This is a genomic window from Gallaecimonas xiamenensis 3-C-1, assembly GCF_000299915.1.
Classification (GTDB): Bacteria; Pseudomonadota; Gammaproteobacteria; order Enterobacterales; family Gallaecimonadaceae; genus Gallaecimonas; species Gallaecimonas xiamenensis.
The window spans coordinates 1-15714 of the sequence record NZ_AMRI01000024.1; the positions used below are offsets into that span (position 1 = coordinate 1).

Sequence of the window (15714 nt, forward strand, 5' to 3'; positions counted from 1 at the left end):
AAAATCGAGCAGAATCAACCATACAAGGCAATCAAACTCACTGCGGCACTTCGTGCCTCCGTCGGACAGCTACTGCGTAGCTGCCGTTTATTGCGGCGTTATGTAATCGAGCCATGATCGAACAGAAACTTAAAATAGCTCTACTCGAAGCGGCTGATCATTTCAGAGTCCGTGGTATCTCAGAATGGGAGAGTGAAGCCCGAGACGCCGTAAATCGATTAGAGAACGACGATCTTAGTTTTGTCGAAAAAATGTGGCTGAAATATGCACCAACCTGCGAGGTAGAAGACCTTTTAATCACTGACTATGAGGTTGAAGCGGAGAATGAAGTCAATATACTAAATGCCCAGTTAGCGGAAATTGCAAACAAAGTATTTTGGTTGCTAGACAGCGTAAAGAATGACAATACATAACAAACGCCTCATGCGCGAACTCCGTTCCGTTGGTCCTTTTTGTGGTAAAAAATACCACAAAAGGACCAACTGCACTCCGTCGCCATAGACGGGCGTTAGCTGCACAAGACGCACCATCGTATGAAGATTGGAACTAGAGAAGAATACGTAGAGATAGAAGAGCTAGAGAGAAATCCGGAGGGCGTTCCTTGTACGGGCGATGTTAACGTCAGTGTTGCTTTAGCTCTCCAGGGATTTACTGGCTCCTACGATGGAATTTGGCTTGAGTTACCAGAAATGGAAAGGTTCATCAAGGAATTAGAAATACTTGATGAAAAAAGAAACGGCTGTGCAAAAATATCAAGCATGAACCCGAAAGAATTTACTTTAGAAATTCGCTCTTCCGATTCCTTGGGCCATATGGAAATAGAGGTTCAATTACACCGGTATCAGTATAGCGGTCCTAAGTATTGGCCCATTTATTTAAAGGGTGGCTTTGAAACTCAGCCCGAAACAATTAGGCAGCTAATATCATGCTTCAAGGCACTCACCAACTAATTAAAGCTAACAAGGCTCTCATAGATGGGACGTTTAAAGCTTCGCTGGCGCTCATTATCCACGATTATAGCCAAGTATTTATACGCCCCTGGTCGAGGCGTTATGGCTCACAATAGCAACATTTCCAAAAATAAAGACTTTTCACATTGAATTTACGGTATCATGCATCATTAACAGACTTGTGGTTGTTCATGATTATACCGACTAAAAACCCTTCCTCATCAAATGTTTCCTGCTCAAACTGCAAAGCATGCTGCTGCCGTCTGGAAGTGATGCTTATTTCAGACACTGGTGTGCCAGAAGCATTTATCACACGTGATCAGCATGGGGGAGAAACAATGAAGCGATTAAACGATGGTTGGTGTGCTGCTTTAGATAGAGACACTTTACTGTGTACCATTTATGAAAATCGTCCTTGGATATGTCGCGAATTCGAAATGGGGTCAAATGAATGCATAGATGAGCGGATTAAGTTCTTATAATACAGCTAGTTGATTTTTTGGTCGTTAGCCATAACAAAGCTCAAGCTGTATTTGGGCCTCACCACCTTTATTGGACACGCCTCAATAACTAACCCTTCATCATTGCTGCCGACTTGCAGCATCGCACCCAAGGCTGCCGCTATTGCGCACTTTAAAATAAACCTCTGGGCTGACAGCACCGGCAAGCCTCTTTCCCCTCCCCCTTCCCTTGGCCATAATGACCCTACATTCCCTTAACGGCATCAACACCTTATGTTGAAACGATCCCTGCTGGCAGTGGCTGCCCTTTGTGTTGGTTTTCAGGCTTTTGCCGAGGACATCGGCATCGACGTGTTCGCCATTCCGTCCAAACCCATCATCGATGAGGTAAAAGCCACCAGCGATACCCTCAAGGCCCAGGGCCTGGAGAGCTTTTATGCCCAGGGTAAGCCGGTGCATGTCACCTTGTACCTGACCCGCTTCCCAGAGGGCAGCAAGGCGGCCATCAAGGCAGCAATTGCAAAGCTGGTGGCGGGCAAGGAAGGGTTTGCGGTTGAGGCCAAGGGTTTTAGCGTTACCAAGGGCAACTGGGCCTTTTTAGACGTTACCCCAAGCCCTGCCCTACAGCGGCTGGCCGATGAAGTAACCATGGCGCTGTCGCCGCTGCGCGCGCCCAACCCGCCGCTGCCCGGCTGGGTGAAGGCTTACCCCACCAAGCTGGCCGCCTTTGAGCGTTACGGCAGCCCCAACGTCTTTCAAGACTTTGAGCCGCACCTGACCCTGCTGGCCTCAGAGACCAGCCCAGCGCTAGCCGAAGTCGCCAAAGCCTTGGCCGCCAAGCCACCACAGGCAGAGGGGCAGATAGTGGGCATTGGTATTGGGATAACAGACCAGTGGGGGCAACAAAAAGAGATACTGGGCGAGTATTTTTTCAAACAGTAAAAAGGGGGCCTAGCGGCCCCCTTTTTTACTTCTACCACCCAGGCTAATGGCCGGGCGGCCGCCTTTTGGCGCCGGGCCTTTTTTGCGGCCAGGCCCCGCTTTGGCAGGCCCTTTACTGGCGCCGTCGCGGGCCGGTTTGGCTGGAGCTTTGCCGCCACCGCCCAGCACCTGGGCTTTGTTGCGGTTACTGCCGGCTTTGCTTTTACCTGCGGCCGCACGGCTCTGGCTGCTGCCGGCTTTTTTGGGGCTGCGCTTGGCCGAGCCGCCTTTGCTTGACTCAGAAGAAGAGCCGGCAATGGCTTCGGCCAGCTCTTTGATTTCTTTCTCGGTAAAGTCGCGCCACTCGCCAATGCCGAGCCCCTTGAGGGTGATGTGCATGATGCGGGTGCGCTCAAGCTTTATCACCTCATAGCCAAAATGCTCGGCCATGCGCCGTATTTGCCGGTTCAGGCCTTGCACCAGGGTGATGCGAAAAACGTTATTGGACTCCTGGCTGACCTTGCACTTTTTGGTCATGGTGCCAAGGATCGGCACACCGCCCGCCATGCCGTCAATAAAGCCCTGGGTAATGGGTTTGTTGACGGTAACCAGATACTCTTTTTCGTGGTTATTGCCGGCCCGCAGCACCTTGTTGACCAAGTCGCCGTTACTGGTAAGGAAAATAAGGCCCTGGGAGTCTTTGTCGAGGCGGCCGATAGGGAAGATGCGGGTGCCGTGGCTAACATAATCAACGATGTTGTTGCGCTCGGCGCTGTCGGTGGTGCTAACCACCCCCACCGGCTTGTTCAGGGCAATAAGCACGAAGTCGTCGGCTTCGCGCGGCTCGATAAGCTGGCCATTGACCTTAACCTTATCCCCCGGTGCCACCTGGTCGCCCACTGAGGCGCGCTTGCCATTGATAAAGACATTGCCTTGCTCGATGTACCGGTCGGCATCTCTTCGCGAGCATATGCCGCTTTCACTGATGTACTTATTCAGGCGAATGGTGGCTGAAGTTATCATGGGGCAGTCATCTTCATCGTTGGTGGTGTAGACCCACAAGGTTCACAACGGGGCACGACCAAAAAAGGTGGGGGCAAGTATAGAGGAAGACGAACACAAAAACGCAGTACAGCGGATGGCGGGTTCAGAGAAAAGGTAAAGGGCGCCCACGCTTTGAATCACCGCAAGAGACTCTCTTGATGCTGCTCCCAGCGACCCACAACGGCCGCATCGCCTGACGCTTCTGCGGCTTTGCCATCGGCATGCACTACCAGGCGGTAATGATTGGACATCACCCCATAGGCACAAAGCCTGCTGGTGAACACTCTTAGCCAGCCTATCCCCCCCAGAGCTAGCGGTGACTAAAGCCCTGCCCGGCCAGGTGGCCTTTAGCGCAGAAAAAGCGCGGCGCGCACCACGACAAAGGCAGTGGTAGTAGGGCGTGTCGTACACCGACGCCAGTTCAGCGCGAGGACAGATTTGGGTCAAAGGGGTATGGCGAAATGAGGGTCTTTCAAGGCGGGTTTTCTGATGGCAACTTCGCCACTGTTAGATGGGTGCCCGTGTTCTTCTTTACGCCACCGGTTTCAACAACGAGGGCCGCCCCTACCCCCGAGGGCAAAGACAATGCCCCGCGCAGTGCCAGTTCCCTGGCCCCCATGAGCTGACCCGCTTTGCCAGCGTCGTGCTGCAAAGAGCCGGCCTGACCCCGCCTTCATACAACGCCATGTTCAGTCCACAAATTCGTATTCACGCCCCCACCCAGTTCGGCCCGGGTATCGGTGAGGTGACCGACGCCTAGGACCACATCGAACTCAGCTATGGCCTTGGCTGGGGCTGATAAAAAAACTTTCGGCTGGGGCGCTTTTAAAGAAGGGCAAGGTGACGGCTGCGTGCACTACCTCATCGCTCTCCCCTAACAGAAGATGGGAGTCATGCTGCTCAGCAATAGCGAAAACGGCGAGAACATCTTCGGCGCCCTGCTGCGCCTTAGCCTGGCCAACAGTTATACACCCGTAGCATAGGAGCGCTATAGCGATGGCAGCCAGCTGCTGGAATAAGCCTGGCTCCTGACACTTTGTTACGAAATACAGACCTATGTTTCCTGTTCATCACTTTATTAGCAGCCACTTAATCGGTATTTTAAGAGCCGAGAAGTCAAAGCCTCAGCAGTCACTTTAGCGGTGCCGGCACCCTTACCATGGCTGCTGGCCTGGCCTTGCTTACCCTAATCCAGATAAGGGAGCTTGGCCTTTTATTAGCCTATCCAACGGAATTGGAAAATGTCTAACCCTGCCTTTGAAGAATCCTATGAGTCAATCGACGCCCACGAATGCCTGAAACTGGTTTGGTTTATCCGTGGTGCATTTGATCTCTTTTTAATCATCTGTTTTGGTTATTTGGTTTTCCTGGGCTTTGTCTCGGGCCGGCCAGAAGCTACCGTGCTGATTTTGGTAATAACCATGCTGCCGATTTCCGAACTGTACTTTATCTATGGTTTTTATCAGCGCAGTGAAAATGCCTTAACCGCCTTACATGTCTACGCCGGTTTATCTCTGCTTAATTTCCCCATCGGCACCGCCCTTTCGCTTTATCACTACGTGAAGGCACGGGATATAAAGTGGAGCTGATAAAAATCAACCATATTCATTTATTCCCAGGCGTTTAACCCGATACTACAAGGAAGTAATAATGGGACTAAATTAGAATGGGTAAGCGTCAAAAACAACTAGCCGACCAAGTCGTCCCTGAGGATGCACAATTCCTTGAGCTAGTGGCGGATTTTCACCAGAAAATAAAGGGCCTCTATCCTCTATTTCATCATTTAATTCACTGAGGTATCAAAGACATTATTTATGACGCCGATATCTGTGGCTCAGGTGTGCCAGTATTGGCGCCAGTTACGCCACTTCGTTTTGCCTGGCTTAGCATTGCCGATTTTCGACCGTATTGGAGCCACAAACCTCACTGCAGTGCCAAAGGTGCTGAGCATCTGTCCCTTCATGTTGTCTTGCTGGCAGCAAAATTTCAGGCCAGTCTTAGCTAACACCCAGAGGATGTGACACCAGCAGCAGGCGTGACCCGGAACTCAGCCCTAGGGCAGTACCGATCCCAACCCACCGGCTTTATTAGCTTTTACCCACCTAAAGAGTCCAGCCATAGGGGCCATTCTTTGCTTTATTCACAACGAGTTAGCCTGTACTTTGGTGGCCAGCTGACAAGGAGTGGGCTGTGCTGACTTGGCAACGTAGGTGTAAGTCCTAAGGGCGGTAGCGTGGCTTTCATTCTTCTATGCGCCATTGCTATTACTCTGATAATTAATAGATTTTTTAACGACCTGCTTTCCCCTACTGCGCCCTCATATGCCGGTTCGCGCACCGGCGGCACCCAACTTTTGTTTACTCGGCCACACCTTGGCCCTCACCCTAGTGGGTTATCGTCGCAAGGGCCGATATTCAAAATCACTCCTGGCAATTTTTTCGCACAACGTCAGCGGGGCCAGCCAACCAAAAGCATTGTCGAGAGGCCATCAAGATGAATCTAAGCTGGCGATTGCGAGTAAGTGTTTGGGATACAGTATATCCAGGCGTGCCGTGACCATTTGGCGCCTTTATTACAGAGAGCAGGCGCATTTATCCCAACAGCTGTCAGTCAAGTGACTAAATGCATTGATATTTATAAGTGGCCCGACCTCAAGATAAAGAGCCGGTCCGCTCAGTAAAAGGTGCCGGCGCGCGTTTATGCAGAGCCTTTCTAGCAGTTTGCGTAATAGGATTATAAATCCGTCGTTTATGCAACCAAGGCTAAGTGGTCTAATGAGAGAAAACGAGCCGTCTTCATAACTATTGTTGGGCGATTAATAGCAAGAATCGGAAGATAAACATGGAAAGAAAATTTCCTGATATTTTAAAGATATTTCATGATATCGAAGTTGATTACGCCGATGGTGACGGAATAGATTTCGAGCCGTACACCGAATTTTACTCAAAAGAAGAAACTTCAGATTGGATTAAAGCTTGGACCGGGAATGATTCTCTTGACGGAAGCGAGTACTTGATATTTGGCCAAGATGGAACAGGCGGCTACGCTGCGTTTTGGTTAGTGAATGAATCAAATGACATTTTAGAACAGCCTATTGTGTTTTTCGGTTCCGAAGGTGAGGTTGGCGTAGTTTCCGTAAACTTTGCAGAATATGTATGGCTATTTGCCAACGGGATAGGGCCATATGAGGCGGTAGCCTATCCTGGTCTAGAGCGTCCAAAAAACGAAGAGTTTTTGAAGTTTGCAAAGAAATACGTGCCTTCTAGTGAGAGCACCTCTGTTAAAATTATAGAAAAAGCTAAATTAAAATATCCTGACTTTGAAAAGATGGTTGACCAACTATGTCAGTAGCGCCTAACAAATTACTCCAGCTGACGTTTTGGTCTACGCTCCGTTTTGGCGTGGCTACGCCACTTTACACCAAAACTCCACTACAACCAAAACGCCGCTGAGTAAGGCGTTAGAGCTAAGGAAATTCATGAATATCACACTAGAAGACGTTACAAGTTCAAATTATTAAGCCGTATGTGACTTAGATGTCACGGATGAGCAGCAGGAATATGTTGCAAGCAATATGTGGTCTTTGGTTGAGTCACATTACTGCCAAGAACATACCTGCAGAGCGATCTATCATAACGACAAACCTGTCGGTTTTTTCATGTGGGTATCTGAAACGTCTGAAAAAGTTTCTATTTGGCTCTTTATGGTGGATCAACGCTTTCAAAAATCTGGTATTGGTAGAGCCGCGCTAAATTTGGCTCTCAATGAAATCAAAGCCAGTGACAAAGTAAAAGAAATAGAAATTTGCTATAACCCTGAAAACCCAGTGGCCAAAGATTTTTATTCAAGTTTTGGCTTTCAGGAAGTGGGTTTAGATGAAGATGGTGAAGATATGTTGGCAGTCATCAAGCTGTGAGCTCTAACAATCACCATCAAAATGCCGTTGGGCCTCACCTCCAACAACTGAGCACGGCGTTATGTGGAGTAAGGATGAAATATCAAGATGATTAGAGAGGCAAATCCGAAAGATTATAATGATATGGATTCTGTATTCCGCGCATCCGCGAAAAAGCTATGTATTGCTAGCTACAGCAGTGAAGTTGTTGAGGCTTGGGCAGGTAAGTGTTGGCCAGAACGTTTTATAAAAGGTGCGAGTGAAGGTAACCGCCACTATGTACTTGTTATGGATGAAACTGTTGTATGCTTTGGCTCTATCAATTTAGAGAAGCAATTACTCGTTTCTCTTTTTTTACACCTGAATACGTCGGGCAAGGGCTCGGTAAAATAATGATATAATTTATTTTTGATGTAGCAAAGAGCGAAAACATTGAATTTCTTCAACTAGATTCTTCTCTGAACGCTGTAAGTTTTTACCTTAGAAATGGTTTTAAAGAAATAGGTAGAAGTAACTATAAGACACAAAACGGCGTTATTTTGGAATCTGTGCAAATGGAATGTAGGTTGTGAGTTCAGCACATAACTGGTCACATGAATAGTTTATTTGAGTTCGCGTACATAGCTGGCCTCATTGCAATCTGGTCGGGCTTAGTCGTTACGTTGTGGCGCTTCTATCAGCTGGCGTTCCGACTCACAGTGCTGGGCGCGCTGCGCTTCACTGCGGTTTCGGTGGCACTTGCCTGCCTGTTGTATCTGCCGGCAGCAGTAGCCGGTTCGTGGGCATTCTGCCTGTCCGCAAAGGTTGGCCTTTGTGTCTTTGGCGGATATGCCGGCACCGGCTTGGTAGCTGCAGGGGTTGTCCTGGTGCTCCGTTCGGTTCGGGCTGGTCGCGTCTTGGTTGTGGCCTAAGGTTAGGCACTTTTGTTTTCTTGGCCCGAGCTGATAGCGGCCTGGAAGCCGGGAAAGTGGCGGTAGTGCGCCTGGGTTTTACCGGGTTTAGCTGTGCGGCATGTCGGCAGCTATTCGTGCGTGAACCATATGGCTTAATGGTTCAAGGCCGCTCACTTCGCTCACTCTGGCGCCTGCATACTGCGGTCGCTCCTTAACCTAAGCGTTAGACTTTCAATATTCAAGTGATGGAGTTTGCAATTGGAAATCACATTAGAAGTTGGAAAGGAGATATTGGCCCAGCAATCCTTTAGTCGATTATTGGGCACCGAGCTTGTAAAGTTCGAGAAGGGTTATGCTGAACTGATTTTAGAAATTAAAGAAGATCTAAAGCAAAATAACGGTTTCGCTCATGGTGGTGTGGTGAGCTACATGGCTGATAACTGTATAACCTTTGCCGGCGCGTCTGTGCTAGGTGCTTGTGTGACATCAGAGTACAAAATAAATTACGTCCGTCCTTCAATTGGAGAGCGTTTGATCGCAAAGGCAAAAGTATTGCACGCAGGTAACCGTCAATCTACTTGTGAGTGTAAAGTATTCGTTTTGGAAAACGACAAGGAAAAATTAGTAGCTGTTGCCCTTGGAACCATAAGCAAGATTCAAGCACCATAATCTAACCATTGCAGCCACCAGACCCACATCGCTATGGGAATTATGAGTAAGTGAGACAATGAATTATCTTCCTCGTGAAAAAGCAAAAGAATTAATTCAGGAAATTGGGTTCTCTAAATTTTTCATTGATGTAATAGATGGGCGGCTTGACTCTCCTATAAGCATTTACTTTGGTTGTCCAACTCTTTATTACCTTAGTGATGAAGAGCAGGCAGCATATAACCTGGGCGATATATTACCTCTGTGGGAAGATGCTGGCGGTTATATGCAGTATGCATATGACATCGAGAGAAAAGATTATATTATCTTTGATATAGAGGATGGTGATGTATCAAGCCGATATACATGGGACGAGTTGATTAAATCTGTTATCGACACTCTAATAGAGCATGAATACGACGAACATGAAAATCTTGAAGAAACAATTTCTGCAGTAAAGTTTTTGTTAGCAGATTTAAATATCGGGAATTTTGATAAATTAGCAGCTGACATACAAAGTGAATGGGAAAACCCCTAAAAAGACCAGGTACGCCACCCACAAAAATTACGGACCGGACCTCGCTATCGCGAGGCCCATGTTGGTCGCGTTAGGTTTTGAATCCCATTTTATACAAGGAGGTATTTATGACTTATCTAATGCGTAAAGATCATGCGCAAGCTGAAAGTAAATTCAAGAAACTAAGAGAAATTGCTTACGAAATAACAATGGAGGATTTTCCAGAAGTTCAAGTTTCAGGCGTCTCCTATTTGGATGCTCTGGAAGCAGATAGGTGGAAGGAAAGTTCGAGGGAACAAGGAAGACCTCAAAGATCGAGCTGGCAGTGGTCTAAAGAATATCCACATTATTTGACAAGGCCAAATAGGTTTGAAATCACGGTCCGAAGAGGAGGAATCCTTGGGGGAATATGCTTAGGTCAATTATCAAAGCATGGTCAAAACTTGAGATTAAATCTAATTGAATCAACTCCTCTAAGGCCAACACCATTAGGCTTGAGAGCATTGCCAATAATCTCTTACACAGCAGCAGTGTTTGCTGATATTGTTGGTGCAAAAGAGTTGTGGGTAATTGATCCACTGCCAGCTTTAGAAGGTTTATATTGCTCAGAGGGTTTTGGCTCTCGCGAGTATTATCATGGTAAACGAGTTGGACAAAGGAGAATTTTATGATTCCTGATCCAAATACAAAAGAAGGGATGGATGAAATTCAGCGTCGGATAAAAAGAAGACGTGAAGAAACTACAGAAGCACGTAAACGAGCGGAAGACGAACCTGATGATGAAGTAAGTGGGAAGCTAACAAACCCGAGTGAACTTGATTTAGTTAGAGATAGGAAAAAAAATGATGAATGAAAGTAAAGATGTGAATAAAGAACAGATTAAAATTGAGCTTCGAAGAAAAAAGGAAGAGATTAAACAAAAAGCACAAAGAATAGAAAATGCTTTCAAAGCGCTTAAGCAGCAAAGTGGAAGCTAACAAGTACAGCTGGTTATAAATAGACATAAAAACGGTCACAATTCCAAAGCACTCTGAGGCAGCGAGGCTGCAAAGTTGCTGGATTTAGGGCAGTGTTCTTTAGATCTGGCGGAAGAGCTGGCTTTGTCTAATAAGTAATCTTATAAGCTTTGGACTGCTGGCCTGTTTAAATAATCAAGCATCATTTCAGACTCTTTGATCGATGATTATGAAGATGAATCAGTATCGGATTTGTGGTTATTCAAGAAATACTGGAATTTTAGATAAACTCAGTGGAGTAAAAATCCGCTGATTCAATCAATAAGATTGAAAACCTATTAGTAAGAGCAATGGAATACCAAGATTCATTGCTAGCCAGGCTAGTTTACTACGGGCCTCCGGCCCTCCGCAGAACAGCTTGCAGAGGCTCTGATGAAGCAAAGTGATAAACTACAAAAGAAATTTGGCGAACTTAAGGAAAAAAGACGTTTAGCGCGCCAAGTAGATTTTTTGGCAAGATTAAAAGATGAACTAGACATAGAACTAAGATTTGCCTCAGATCTTGATGAAATATCTGTTGAAAGAACCCCAGCAAAATACTTATGTCCAAGAAAATATATGGGGCATGAGTTAGCTAAACTAAGTTTAGCTGAAGCTAGCAATACCGAATTATGTAAAGCGTTCTTATCACATGCGGTGGGTGAATCGAGAAAATGGTCGCTATTTTATGTTAGCGACGAAAAGTATGGTGATTGTTGGTTGAAAGTAGACACGACTACAATCCAGAAGCTGGTCGCCTATGAGATTGAAAATGCAAATTTACGTATGGGGTTTGAATGTTTACTGGCAGATCCAATAGCTGGTGATATTATTGGTATTTTTGAAGACGAGTACGATTTCCATATTTGCAAGTACAGCGAAAAATCTAACCAATAGGTGCAGGTAATAGCTCCTTAGTTAGATTCATATCGTTAAATGGTGAAATGGTGAAATGGTGAAATGGTGAAATTGATTCCCTTAATACATTGCTTGGACATTATAGCAAGGGAACAAATAACGGATACCCATCTTTTATTTCATTTTCTGAAGTGCAACAAGCGCTTTGTGATGATACTGATATTTATGGCTCTGATGTACCGGTAATGGTATCTGTTGCACTATTTAATTCTGGCCAAGATGGTTAATCTTCTACCATGTGGAATTTTATATGGCCACTGAGAGTCAAAATAAGGGTAAGTGCTAGGCTTGTTAATATGACAAACAAATATACTCCACCGATAAAGCTCAAAGAATGGCGCAATGACATTCCCGATGGCGAGCTGTATGGGGTTTACATTGCCTCCGACCAAAGTGTTTGCTGCACGTCTGGGCGATTTGCACACGCATCCGGCGCAATCAGCACCTCATGGCAGGAGTTCTTAGCGGGAGAAATGAACTCTCTGGTTGCTCAAAAAATGGGCACGGGTGTTCTGCATGACATTCTCTATTACCTTAAGACGCTGCACCGCTGATGTCTCCTGGCATTAGTGTACCGGCCTCTGTCTGTTATCTGCATCTGTGATAAATAGCCTATGGAACTCAAGAGAATCCCTTTGCCAACAGCCGACAGGCTGACCTTCGGCGAGCAGCAACCCTGGTTGCTGTGCCTTTGTGAAGAAGAAAAGGCCAACCTTCGTGCTGCCCTGCCCGGACACTTGGTTGCGCTGCTAAGCGACACAGGTGTGCAGCTCTATCTTAAACAGCAAGAGTTGGGTTTTGCCTTTGATGCCATCCAATCTGCGCAGCTTTACTTCATGAGGCGTGCCAAGGGCCAGGGTTGGATAACACTTGAGGCCAGGTTGGTCAAAACCGGTGAGACTTTTAGGATACTGGATATGGATCGCTTTACGGATTCAGGCCTTAAATGGTTTATTGACAATCAAAAGCAGCTGGAATCCTTCATAGGCATGCCTATTGTTGTGCAAGATTGCGGCTACGATTGCTAATGAACACTGGAGCGCTTGATAGTTTCAGCGACTACTCTTGATGATGCCATGGATGATAACAGTTTTTAATCCCACTTATGCCTATCTGGTTTATGGGTTACTTTTTCTATTGGCGCTGTCATTTAAACACTTCGATAAAATAAACGAATATCTTTTTAGAAAAGCGGAGTACTGCGACTCAGGACGCAAAATAAAGCTGCTCTATCGCTGTGTTTATGAGACTACGTCATTCACCACTACCCTATTTACTGGTATATTAGTAACCATTCCTTTGGTGCTGCCGGTTTTTTCGACTGTCTGCCTATTCTTTACTGATCATTATCTAATTCACTTCTTTTTTCTTAATGCCATTTTCTTACTGCCATTTATTTCCTTACCCAAGAGCGAAGGATTGATGGTATTTATACCAGCTCTCTTATCCTATTTTGCCTGCCTTGCCGTCGGACTTGTTATTGTTGTGGCAAGGCTTGCCATGGCCTTTTTTTAAGCCATTACTGGCTGTAAACCTCACGGGTTGTCAAACCCTATGGCTAAATATGATTAGTTTAAGTCGGGTGGCTTTCGCCGGCGGCTACTTTTATTAGAGCAACGGATTGGCCTTTGTTCTCAATACCACGCACGAAGGGAGTTATCGTGAGTCAATCATTCTGGGATATCGTTGCAACGGCGAAAGACAAGGCGGGAGCGGATTGGCAAGCCCGACCAAACGCCTTAAGGGACATTCTGGTGACCCTGCCGCCAGACGAGATTTGCCGGTTCGACAGGGAATACCGGCTTAAATTGGTGCAGTCCTATCGTTGGGATCTATGGGGTGCCGCCTACCTGATCAATGGCGGCTGCTCTGATGACGGTTTCGATTACTTTCGTGATTTTCTGATCTCTGAAGGCAAAGAGGTCTTCGAGTCGGCCCTGGCTCACCCGGACAGCCTCAGTTCCTTGGCCGAGCTGGAAGACGCCGAGTTGGAGGATTTCAGGTACGTCATTGGTGAAGCTTACGAGCAGCTTGTCGGCGAAGAGTTGCCCATAGCAGATATCGATTACCCCAATGAGCCCGCTGGGGAAGAGTGGGACGAGGATGATCTCCAAGAGCTGTTCCCCAAACTAGCCGCCCTTTATGAGTAACCCCTAAGGCGCCGACCATCGCCACGGCAGGAAGCCGGGTACCGCATGGCCCGGCTCCTATCTAACCCGGCAGTTAGCCTGTATATTGGCAAAGCTGTTTTGTCCAAGGTGAAAGAAGTAAAAGATGAAGTTTTCCAAGGTGTATTTAGTCGTTCCGGTATTGGCCTTAGCTTTTTTAGTTTTATTTTTCAGCATGAAAGAAGATTACGTTGATTACAACACCCTGGAAATAATAGAGAATATTGCTTATATCAAAGGGGAAAAGGCACCCTACTCCGGGCCTGTTCGATATTACGACCAAGAGGGCCGTTTACGTCAGAAGGCAATCCTTAAAGAAGGTAAGCTGAACGGCTTGCTGAGGGATTATGACCAAGCTGGAAACCTCTCTTCGACTACAGATTTCAAGGATGGCGTAATAGATGGCTTTGTTAAGGTCTATCTAGAAAATGGCAACCTGAATAAAGACATTCCCTATAAGAATGGTGAAAAAGACGGCACCGAGAAAATCTATGCCTTCGAAGACGGTAGTTTGTCTGAAACGATAGAGTACAGTGCCGGCAAGAAAAACGGCTGGCATATAAAGTACTGGGAGAATGATGAATTAAGCTACCGCATCCATTTCAAGGACGGAGTCGAGAATGGAAAATGGGAAAAGTACAACTTCGGCAAGGTAGTGCTTGAAGGTGAAACCATCAATGGCGAAGAGGAAGGGGAATGGCACACCTATTTCCCAGGTACTGACAATATTCAAGGAGTGGCAAACTTCCATCTAGGCAAGCTCCACGGCAAGGTGGTTGAGTATTATGAAAGCGGCGCCGTTAAGGTTATCGAGCATTATTCCGACGGTTCCAAAGTCGGCAACTGGCAAACCTTTTATGAAACTGGTCAGTTGGAGGTGGATACCCATTATCAGAACAACCTCCGCCAGGGCACTGTTGTTGAGTACCGTTCTGACGGCCATGTGATTGCCCGTACCGAGTACGACAAAGGTGAACCGGTCAGCCAGCCCCCAACCCAGTAAGGGTTTTCTTCTACATTGCCCAACTTGGCGGGGCTATTGAGAGCGCCGCCTATCACTGTCAGCATTCGAGGTCTGTTATGCCTTATGTCAACGTTCAAATCACCGCCGGTGCCACCAGAGAGCAGAAAACCCAGCTGGTCCAAGATATCACTGCGTCTTTAAGCAGGGTCCTCGGCAAAAAGCCTGAACACACTCATATAGTTATCCAGGAGATCGCCGAGGAAAACTGGGGTTATGCCGGGCAGCTGACCGATGACTGGAAAAAACAGCAGCCCTGAGCAGCCAATCACTTGCCAGTGAACTCGACGCTACACCCACCGCCTCGGCGATAGACATCATTACTGGTAGTAACGCCCGCCTGGTAGGGAGACAGCAATGGCAACAGAGCGACAAATCCGGTCTTGCAGCGAATGCCAAAGCCGGTACTTTGCTGACAGTTCGCTCATGGCCGGGCTCTGCCCTGAATGTGCCCATCATCTCTACGGCTACGACAACTGCCCTCACCAGATGGCTAAGGGCCGCTGCAGGCTCTGTCATTGGGACGGCTCGATGTCAGCCTTCGTAAAACGGCTAAAAAGTGGCTGACCAGCAGCCTGGGGCAACTGCCACAGGGGTATCGGCCACTGGCCTTTCCAAGCCATATCCTTCAGCCCCCGGCCCTAAGCCAGTGGATCACGGCCAGCAGGCCCAACTAGACAGCAGAGCCCCATGGAATACCCCAACGCGCTTATCTACGACGAGGTCCTGAACGACCTCTACGACTACTTCTTTGTCGCCGACCTCGACAACATGGCCAGGTTCAAGGAGGCCCAAGACCTGGATGACGACTTACTCAGCCCTTTGGTCAGCTCGGAACAGGGCGATCGGATAGTCGAGCAGGGGGTGATGTTGGCACTGCCCGGCATTACCAACCGGCCTTACCATCTGCTGTTCAAGCACGGCGCCGCCGCCACCCTGGCCGCCCCCGGTAACCAGGTGATCCACCACAAAGGCGGCTATCTCCTTGAAGTGACCAGCGGCAGGGTGCACCTGTTCACAGTGCCTTTGCTGATGGACTGGTCAGGGCGACGGGCCTTTGTACAGGACAACAAACCCAGTTTCGCCCTGCCCAAGGGGCACTACCGGGTGGAGGTGTTGGCCGGCTTCCTGAACGGCGACCCGGAAGGGGACGCCGCCATAGAGCTGCTCTTTACCAAGGCCGCGCCCTTCCAGCCCCAAATCGATCTCCAATACCGTTTCGCCTTGCCGGATTGCTGACCCAGCGGCGCACTTGCCCCTTAGGCCCTGGGCGGTAGAATGCC

Annotated in this window: 22 protein-coding genes and 1 pseudogene; 22 read left to right on the forward strand and 1 reads right to left on the reverse strand. The window is 47.7% G+C overall.

The genetic code is table 11. The annotated features are described in order from the left end of the window. Positions 1-113: 113 nt before the first annotated feature. The 4 genes from B3C1_RS15050 to B3C1_RS15060 all read left to right on the forward strand — a co-directional run bounded on the left by B3C1_RS15050 (position 114) and on the right by B3C1_RS15060 (position 2353). Positions 114-413 carry a hypothetical protein gene (locus B3C1_RS15050; RefSeq protein WP_008485873.1) on the forward strand — a complete coding sequence of 100 codons (300 nt, stop codon included), beginning with the start codon at positions 114-116 and terminating at the stop codon, positions 411-413. Positions 414-533: 120 nt separating this feature from the next. Next, the gene (locus B3C1_RS15055) at positions 534-950 is read left to right on the forward strand and encodes a WapI family immunity protein (protein WP_008485874.1); all 417 of its coding nucleotides are present in this window, start codon (positions 534-536) and stop codon (positions 948-950) included. A gap of 191 nt (positions 951-1141) precedes the next feature. Beyond that, positions 1142-1432 (forward strand): YkgJ family cysteine cluster protein, encoded by a 291-nt coding sequence (locus tag B3C1_RS20875; protein WP_008485876.1) that lies wholly within the window; start codon positions 1142-1144, stop codon positions 1430-1432. Positions 1433-1684: 252 nt separating this feature from the next. After that, positions 1685-2353 carry a 2'-5' RNA ligase family protein gene (locus B3C1_RS15060; protein WP_008485877.1) on the forward strand — a complete coding sequence of 223 codons (669 nt, stop codon included), beginning with the start codon at positions 1685-1687 and terminating at the stop codon, positions 2351-2353. Positions 2354-2362: 9 nt separating this feature from the next. On the opposite strand, the gene rluF is transcribed toward B3C1_RS15060, so the two are convergent. Next, entirely contained in the window at positions 2363-3355 is a 993-nt protein-coding gene (rluF, locus tag B3C1_RS15065) for a 23S rRNA pseudouridine(2604) synthase RluF (RefSeq protein WP_008485879.1), read from the reverse strand. A 532-nt stretch (positions 3356-3887) separates the two neighbouring features. On the opposite strand from rluF, the gene B3C1_RS15070 reads away from it, so the two are divergent. The 18 genes and pseudogenes from B3C1_RS15070 to B3C1_RS15135 all read left to right on the forward strand — a co-directional run bounded on the left by B3C1_RS15070 (position 3888) and on the right by B3C1_RS15135 (position 15670). Further along, complete coding sequence (locus tag B3C1_RS15070; RefSeq protein WP_008485880.1) at positions 3888-4136, forward strand: hypothetical protein; 249 nt, start codon at positions 3888-3890, stop codon at positions 4134-4136. A 481-nt stretch (positions 4137-4617) separates the two neighbouring features. Then, on the forward strand, positions 4618-4965 hold the full coding sequence (locus B3C1_RS15075; RefSeq protein WP_008485881.1) for a hypothetical protein: 348 nt from the start codon (positions 4618-4620) through the stop codon (positions 4963-4965). Between the two features lie 1252 nt (positions 4966-6217). Beyond that, positions 6218-6727, forward strand: a complete 510-nt coding sequence (locus B3C1_RS15080) for a hypothetical protein (RefSeq protein WP_008485882.1) — start codon at positions 6218-6220, stop codon at positions 6725-6727. Positions 6728-6938: 211 nt separating this feature from the next. Next, a pseudogene (locus B3C1_RS15085) lies at positions 6939-7292 on the forward strand (GNAT family N-acetyltransferase); the annotation flags it as partial. 87 nt (positions 7293-7379) lie between these two features. Beyond that, the gene (locus tag B3C1_RS20280) at positions 7380-7664 is read left to right on the forward strand and encodes a hypothetical protein (RefSeq protein ID WP_156804574.1); all 285 of its coding nucleotides are present in this window, start codon (positions 7380-7382) and stop codon (positions 7662-7664) included. Between the two features lie 758 nt (positions 7665-8422). Beyond that, on the forward strand, positions 8423-8833 hold the full coding sequence (locus tag B3C1_RS15095) for a PaaI family thioesterase (protein WP_008485885.1): 411 nt from the start codon (positions 8423-8425) through the stop codon (positions 8831-8833). Between the two features lie 58 nt (positions 8834-8891). After that, entirely contained in the window at positions 8892-9350 is a 459-nt protein-coding gene (locus tag B3C1_RS15100) for a hypothetical protein (RefSeq protein ID WP_008485886.1), read from the forward strand. Between the two features lie 107 nt (positions 9351-9457). Beyond that, entirely contained in the window at positions 9458-10000 is a 543-nt protein-coding gene (locus B3C1_RS20285; protein ID WP_156804575.1) for a hypothetical protein, read from the forward strand. Further along, positions 9997-10182, forward strand: coding sequence for a hypothetical protein (locus B3C1_RS20290; protein ID WP_156804576.1), 186 nt, complete (start codon positions 9997-9999; stop codon positions 10180-10182). Before B3C1_RS20285 ends, B3C1_RS20290 begins: the two co-directional genes overlap by 4 nt. After that, positions 10172-10306, forward strand: coding sequence for a hypothetical protein (locus B3C1_RS20765; protein WP_272944688.1), 135 nt, complete (start codon positions 10172-10174; stop codon positions 10304-10306). The genes B3C1_RS20290 and B3C1_RS20765 overlap by 11 nt, the downstream gene beginning before the upstream one ends. A 411-nt stretch (positions 10307-10717) precedes the next feature. Then, positions 10718-11221, forward strand: a complete 504-nt coding sequence (locus tag B3C1_RS20295) for a hypothetical protein (RefSeq protein ID WP_156804577.1) — start codon at positions 10718-10720, stop codon at positions 11219-11221. A gap of 317 nt (positions 11222-11538) precedes the next feature. Beyond that, positions 11539-11796 carry a hypothetical protein gene (locus tag B3C1_RS19915; protein WP_083858368.1) on the forward strand — a complete coding sequence of 86 codons (258 nt, stop codon included), beginning with the start codon at positions 11539-11541 and terminating at the stop codon, positions 11794-11796. A 60-nt stretch (positions 11797-11856) separates the two neighbouring features. Beyond that, the gene (locus B3C1_RS15110; RefSeq protein WP_156804578.1) at positions 11857-12270 is read left to right on the forward strand and encodes a hypothetical protein; all 414 of its coding nucleotides are present in this window, start codon (positions 11857-11859) and stop codon (positions 12268-12270) included. Between the two features lie 40 nt (positions 12271-12310). Continuing rightward, complete coding sequence (locus B3C1_RS15115) at positions 12311-12757, forward strand: hypothetical protein (RefSeq protein ID WP_035482405.1); 447 nt, start codon at positions 12311-12313, stop codon at positions 12755-12757. 146 nt (positions 12758-12903) lie between these two features. Then, a complete protein-coding gene (locus tag B3C1_RS15120) occupies positions 12904-13392 on the forward strand; it encodes a DUF4240 domain-containing protein (protein ID WP_192813392.1) in 489 nt (162 codons plus the stop codon). A gap of 124 nt (positions 13393-13516) precedes the next feature. Next, complete coding sequence (locus tag B3C1_RS15125) at positions 13517-14413, forward strand: toxin-antitoxin system YwqK family antitoxin (protein ID WP_008485892.1); 897 nt, start codon at positions 13517-13519, stop codon at positions 14411-14413. A gap of 77 nt (positions 14414-14490) precedes the next feature. Beyond that, the gene (locus B3C1_RS15130; RefSeq protein WP_008485893.1) at positions 14491-14691 is read left to right on the forward strand and encodes a 2-hydroxymuconate tautomerase; all 201 of its coding nucleotides are present in this window, start codon (positions 14491-14493) and stop codon (positions 14689-14691) included. 430 nt (positions 14692-15121) lie between these two features. After that, complete coding sequence (locus tag B3C1_RS15135) at positions 15122-15670, forward strand: hypothetical protein (protein ID WP_008485894.1); 549 nt, start codon at positions 15122-15124, stop codon at positions 15668-15670. The last annotated feature ends 44 nt before the right edge of the window (positions 15671-15714 follow it).

What these genes read in the sequence shown, in the direction of transcription:
- B3C1_RS15050 (WP_008485873.1), top strand. Translation starts at nt 114, where the DNA reads ATGATCGAACAGAAACTTAAAATAGCTCTACTCGAAGCGGCTGATCAT.
- B3C1_RS15055 (WP_008485874.1), top strand. Translation starts at nt 534, where the DNA reads ATGAAGATTGGAACTAGAGAAGAATACGTAGAGATAGAAGAGCTAGAG.
- B3C1_RS20875 (WP_008485876.1), top strand. Translation starts at nt 1,142, where the DNA reads ATGATTATACCGACTAAAAACCCTTCCTCATCAAATGTTTCCTGCTCA.
- B3C1_RS15060 (WP_008485877.1), top strand. Translation starts at nt 1,685, where the DNA reads ATGTTGAAACGATCCCTGCTGGCAGTGGCTGCCCTTTGTGTTGGTTTT.
- rluF (WP_008485879.1), bottom strand. Translation starts at nt 3,355, where the DNA reads ATGATAACTTCAGCCACCATTCGCCTGAATAAGTACATCAGTGAAAGC.
- B3C1_RS15070 (WP_008485880.1), top strand. Translation starts at nt 3,888, where the DNA reads ATGGGTGCCCGTGTTCTTCTTTACGCCACCGGTTTCAACAACGAGGGC.
- B3C1_RS15075 (WP_008485881.1), top strand. Translation starts at nt 4,618, where the DNA reads ATGTCTAACCCTGCCTTTGAAGAATCCTATGAGTCAATCGACGCCCAC.
- B3C1_RS15080 (WP_008485882.1), top strand. Translation starts at nt 6,218, where the DNA reads ATGGAAAGAAAATTTCCTGATATTTTAAAGATATTTCATGATATCGAA.
- B3C1_RS20280 (WP_156804574.1), top strand. Translation starts at nt 7,380, where the DNA reads ATGATTAGAGAGGCAAATCCGAAAGATTATAATGATATGGATTCTGTA.
- B3C1_RS15100 (WP_008485886.1), top strand. Translation starts at nt 8,892, where the DNA reads ATGAATTATCTTCCTCGTGAAAAAGCAAAAGAATTAATTCAGGAAATT.
- B3C1_RS20285 (WP_156804575.1), top strand. Translation starts at nt 9,458, where the DNA reads ATGACTTATCTAATGCGTAAAGATCATGCGCAAGCTGAAAGTAAATTC.
- B3C1_RS20290 (WP_156804576.1), top strand. Translation starts at nt 9,997, where the DNA reads ATGATTCCTGATCCAAATACAAAAGAAGGGATGGATGAAATTCAGCGT.
- B3C1_RS20765 (WP_272944688.1), top strand. Translation starts at nt 10,172, where the DNA reads ATGATGAATGAAAGTAAAGATGTGAATAAAGAACAGATTAAAATTGAG.
- B3C1_RS20295 (WP_156804577.1), top strand. Translation starts at nt 10,718, where the DNA reads ATGAAGCAAAGTGATAAACTACAAAAGAAATTTGGCGAACTTAAGGAA.
- B3C1_RS19915 (WP_083858368.1), top strand. Translation starts at nt 11,539, where the DNA reads ATGACAAACAAATATACTCCACCGATAAAGCTCAAAGAATGGCGCAAT.
- B3C1_RS15110 (WP_156804578.1), top strand. Translation starts at nt 11,857, where the DNA reads ATGGAACTCAAGAGAATCCCTTTGCCAACAGCCGACAGGCTGACCTTC.
- B3C1_RS15115 (WP_035482405.1), top strand. Translation starts at nt 12,311, where the DNA reads ATGATGCCATGGATGATAACAGTTTTTAATCCCACTTATGCCTATCTG.
- B3C1_RS15125 (WP_008485892.1), top strand. Translation starts at nt 13,517, where the DNA reads ATGAAGTTTTCCAAGGTGTATTTAGTCGTTCCGGTATTGGCCTTAGCT.
- B3C1_RS15130 (WP_008485893.1), top strand. Translation starts at nt 14,491, where the DNA reads ATGCCTTATGTCAACGTTCAAATCACCGCCGGTGCCACCAGAGAGCAG.
- B3C1_RS15135 (WP_008485894.1), top strand. Translation starts at nt 15,122, where the DNA reads ATGGAATACCCCAACGCGCTTATCTACGACGAGGTCCTGAACGACCTC.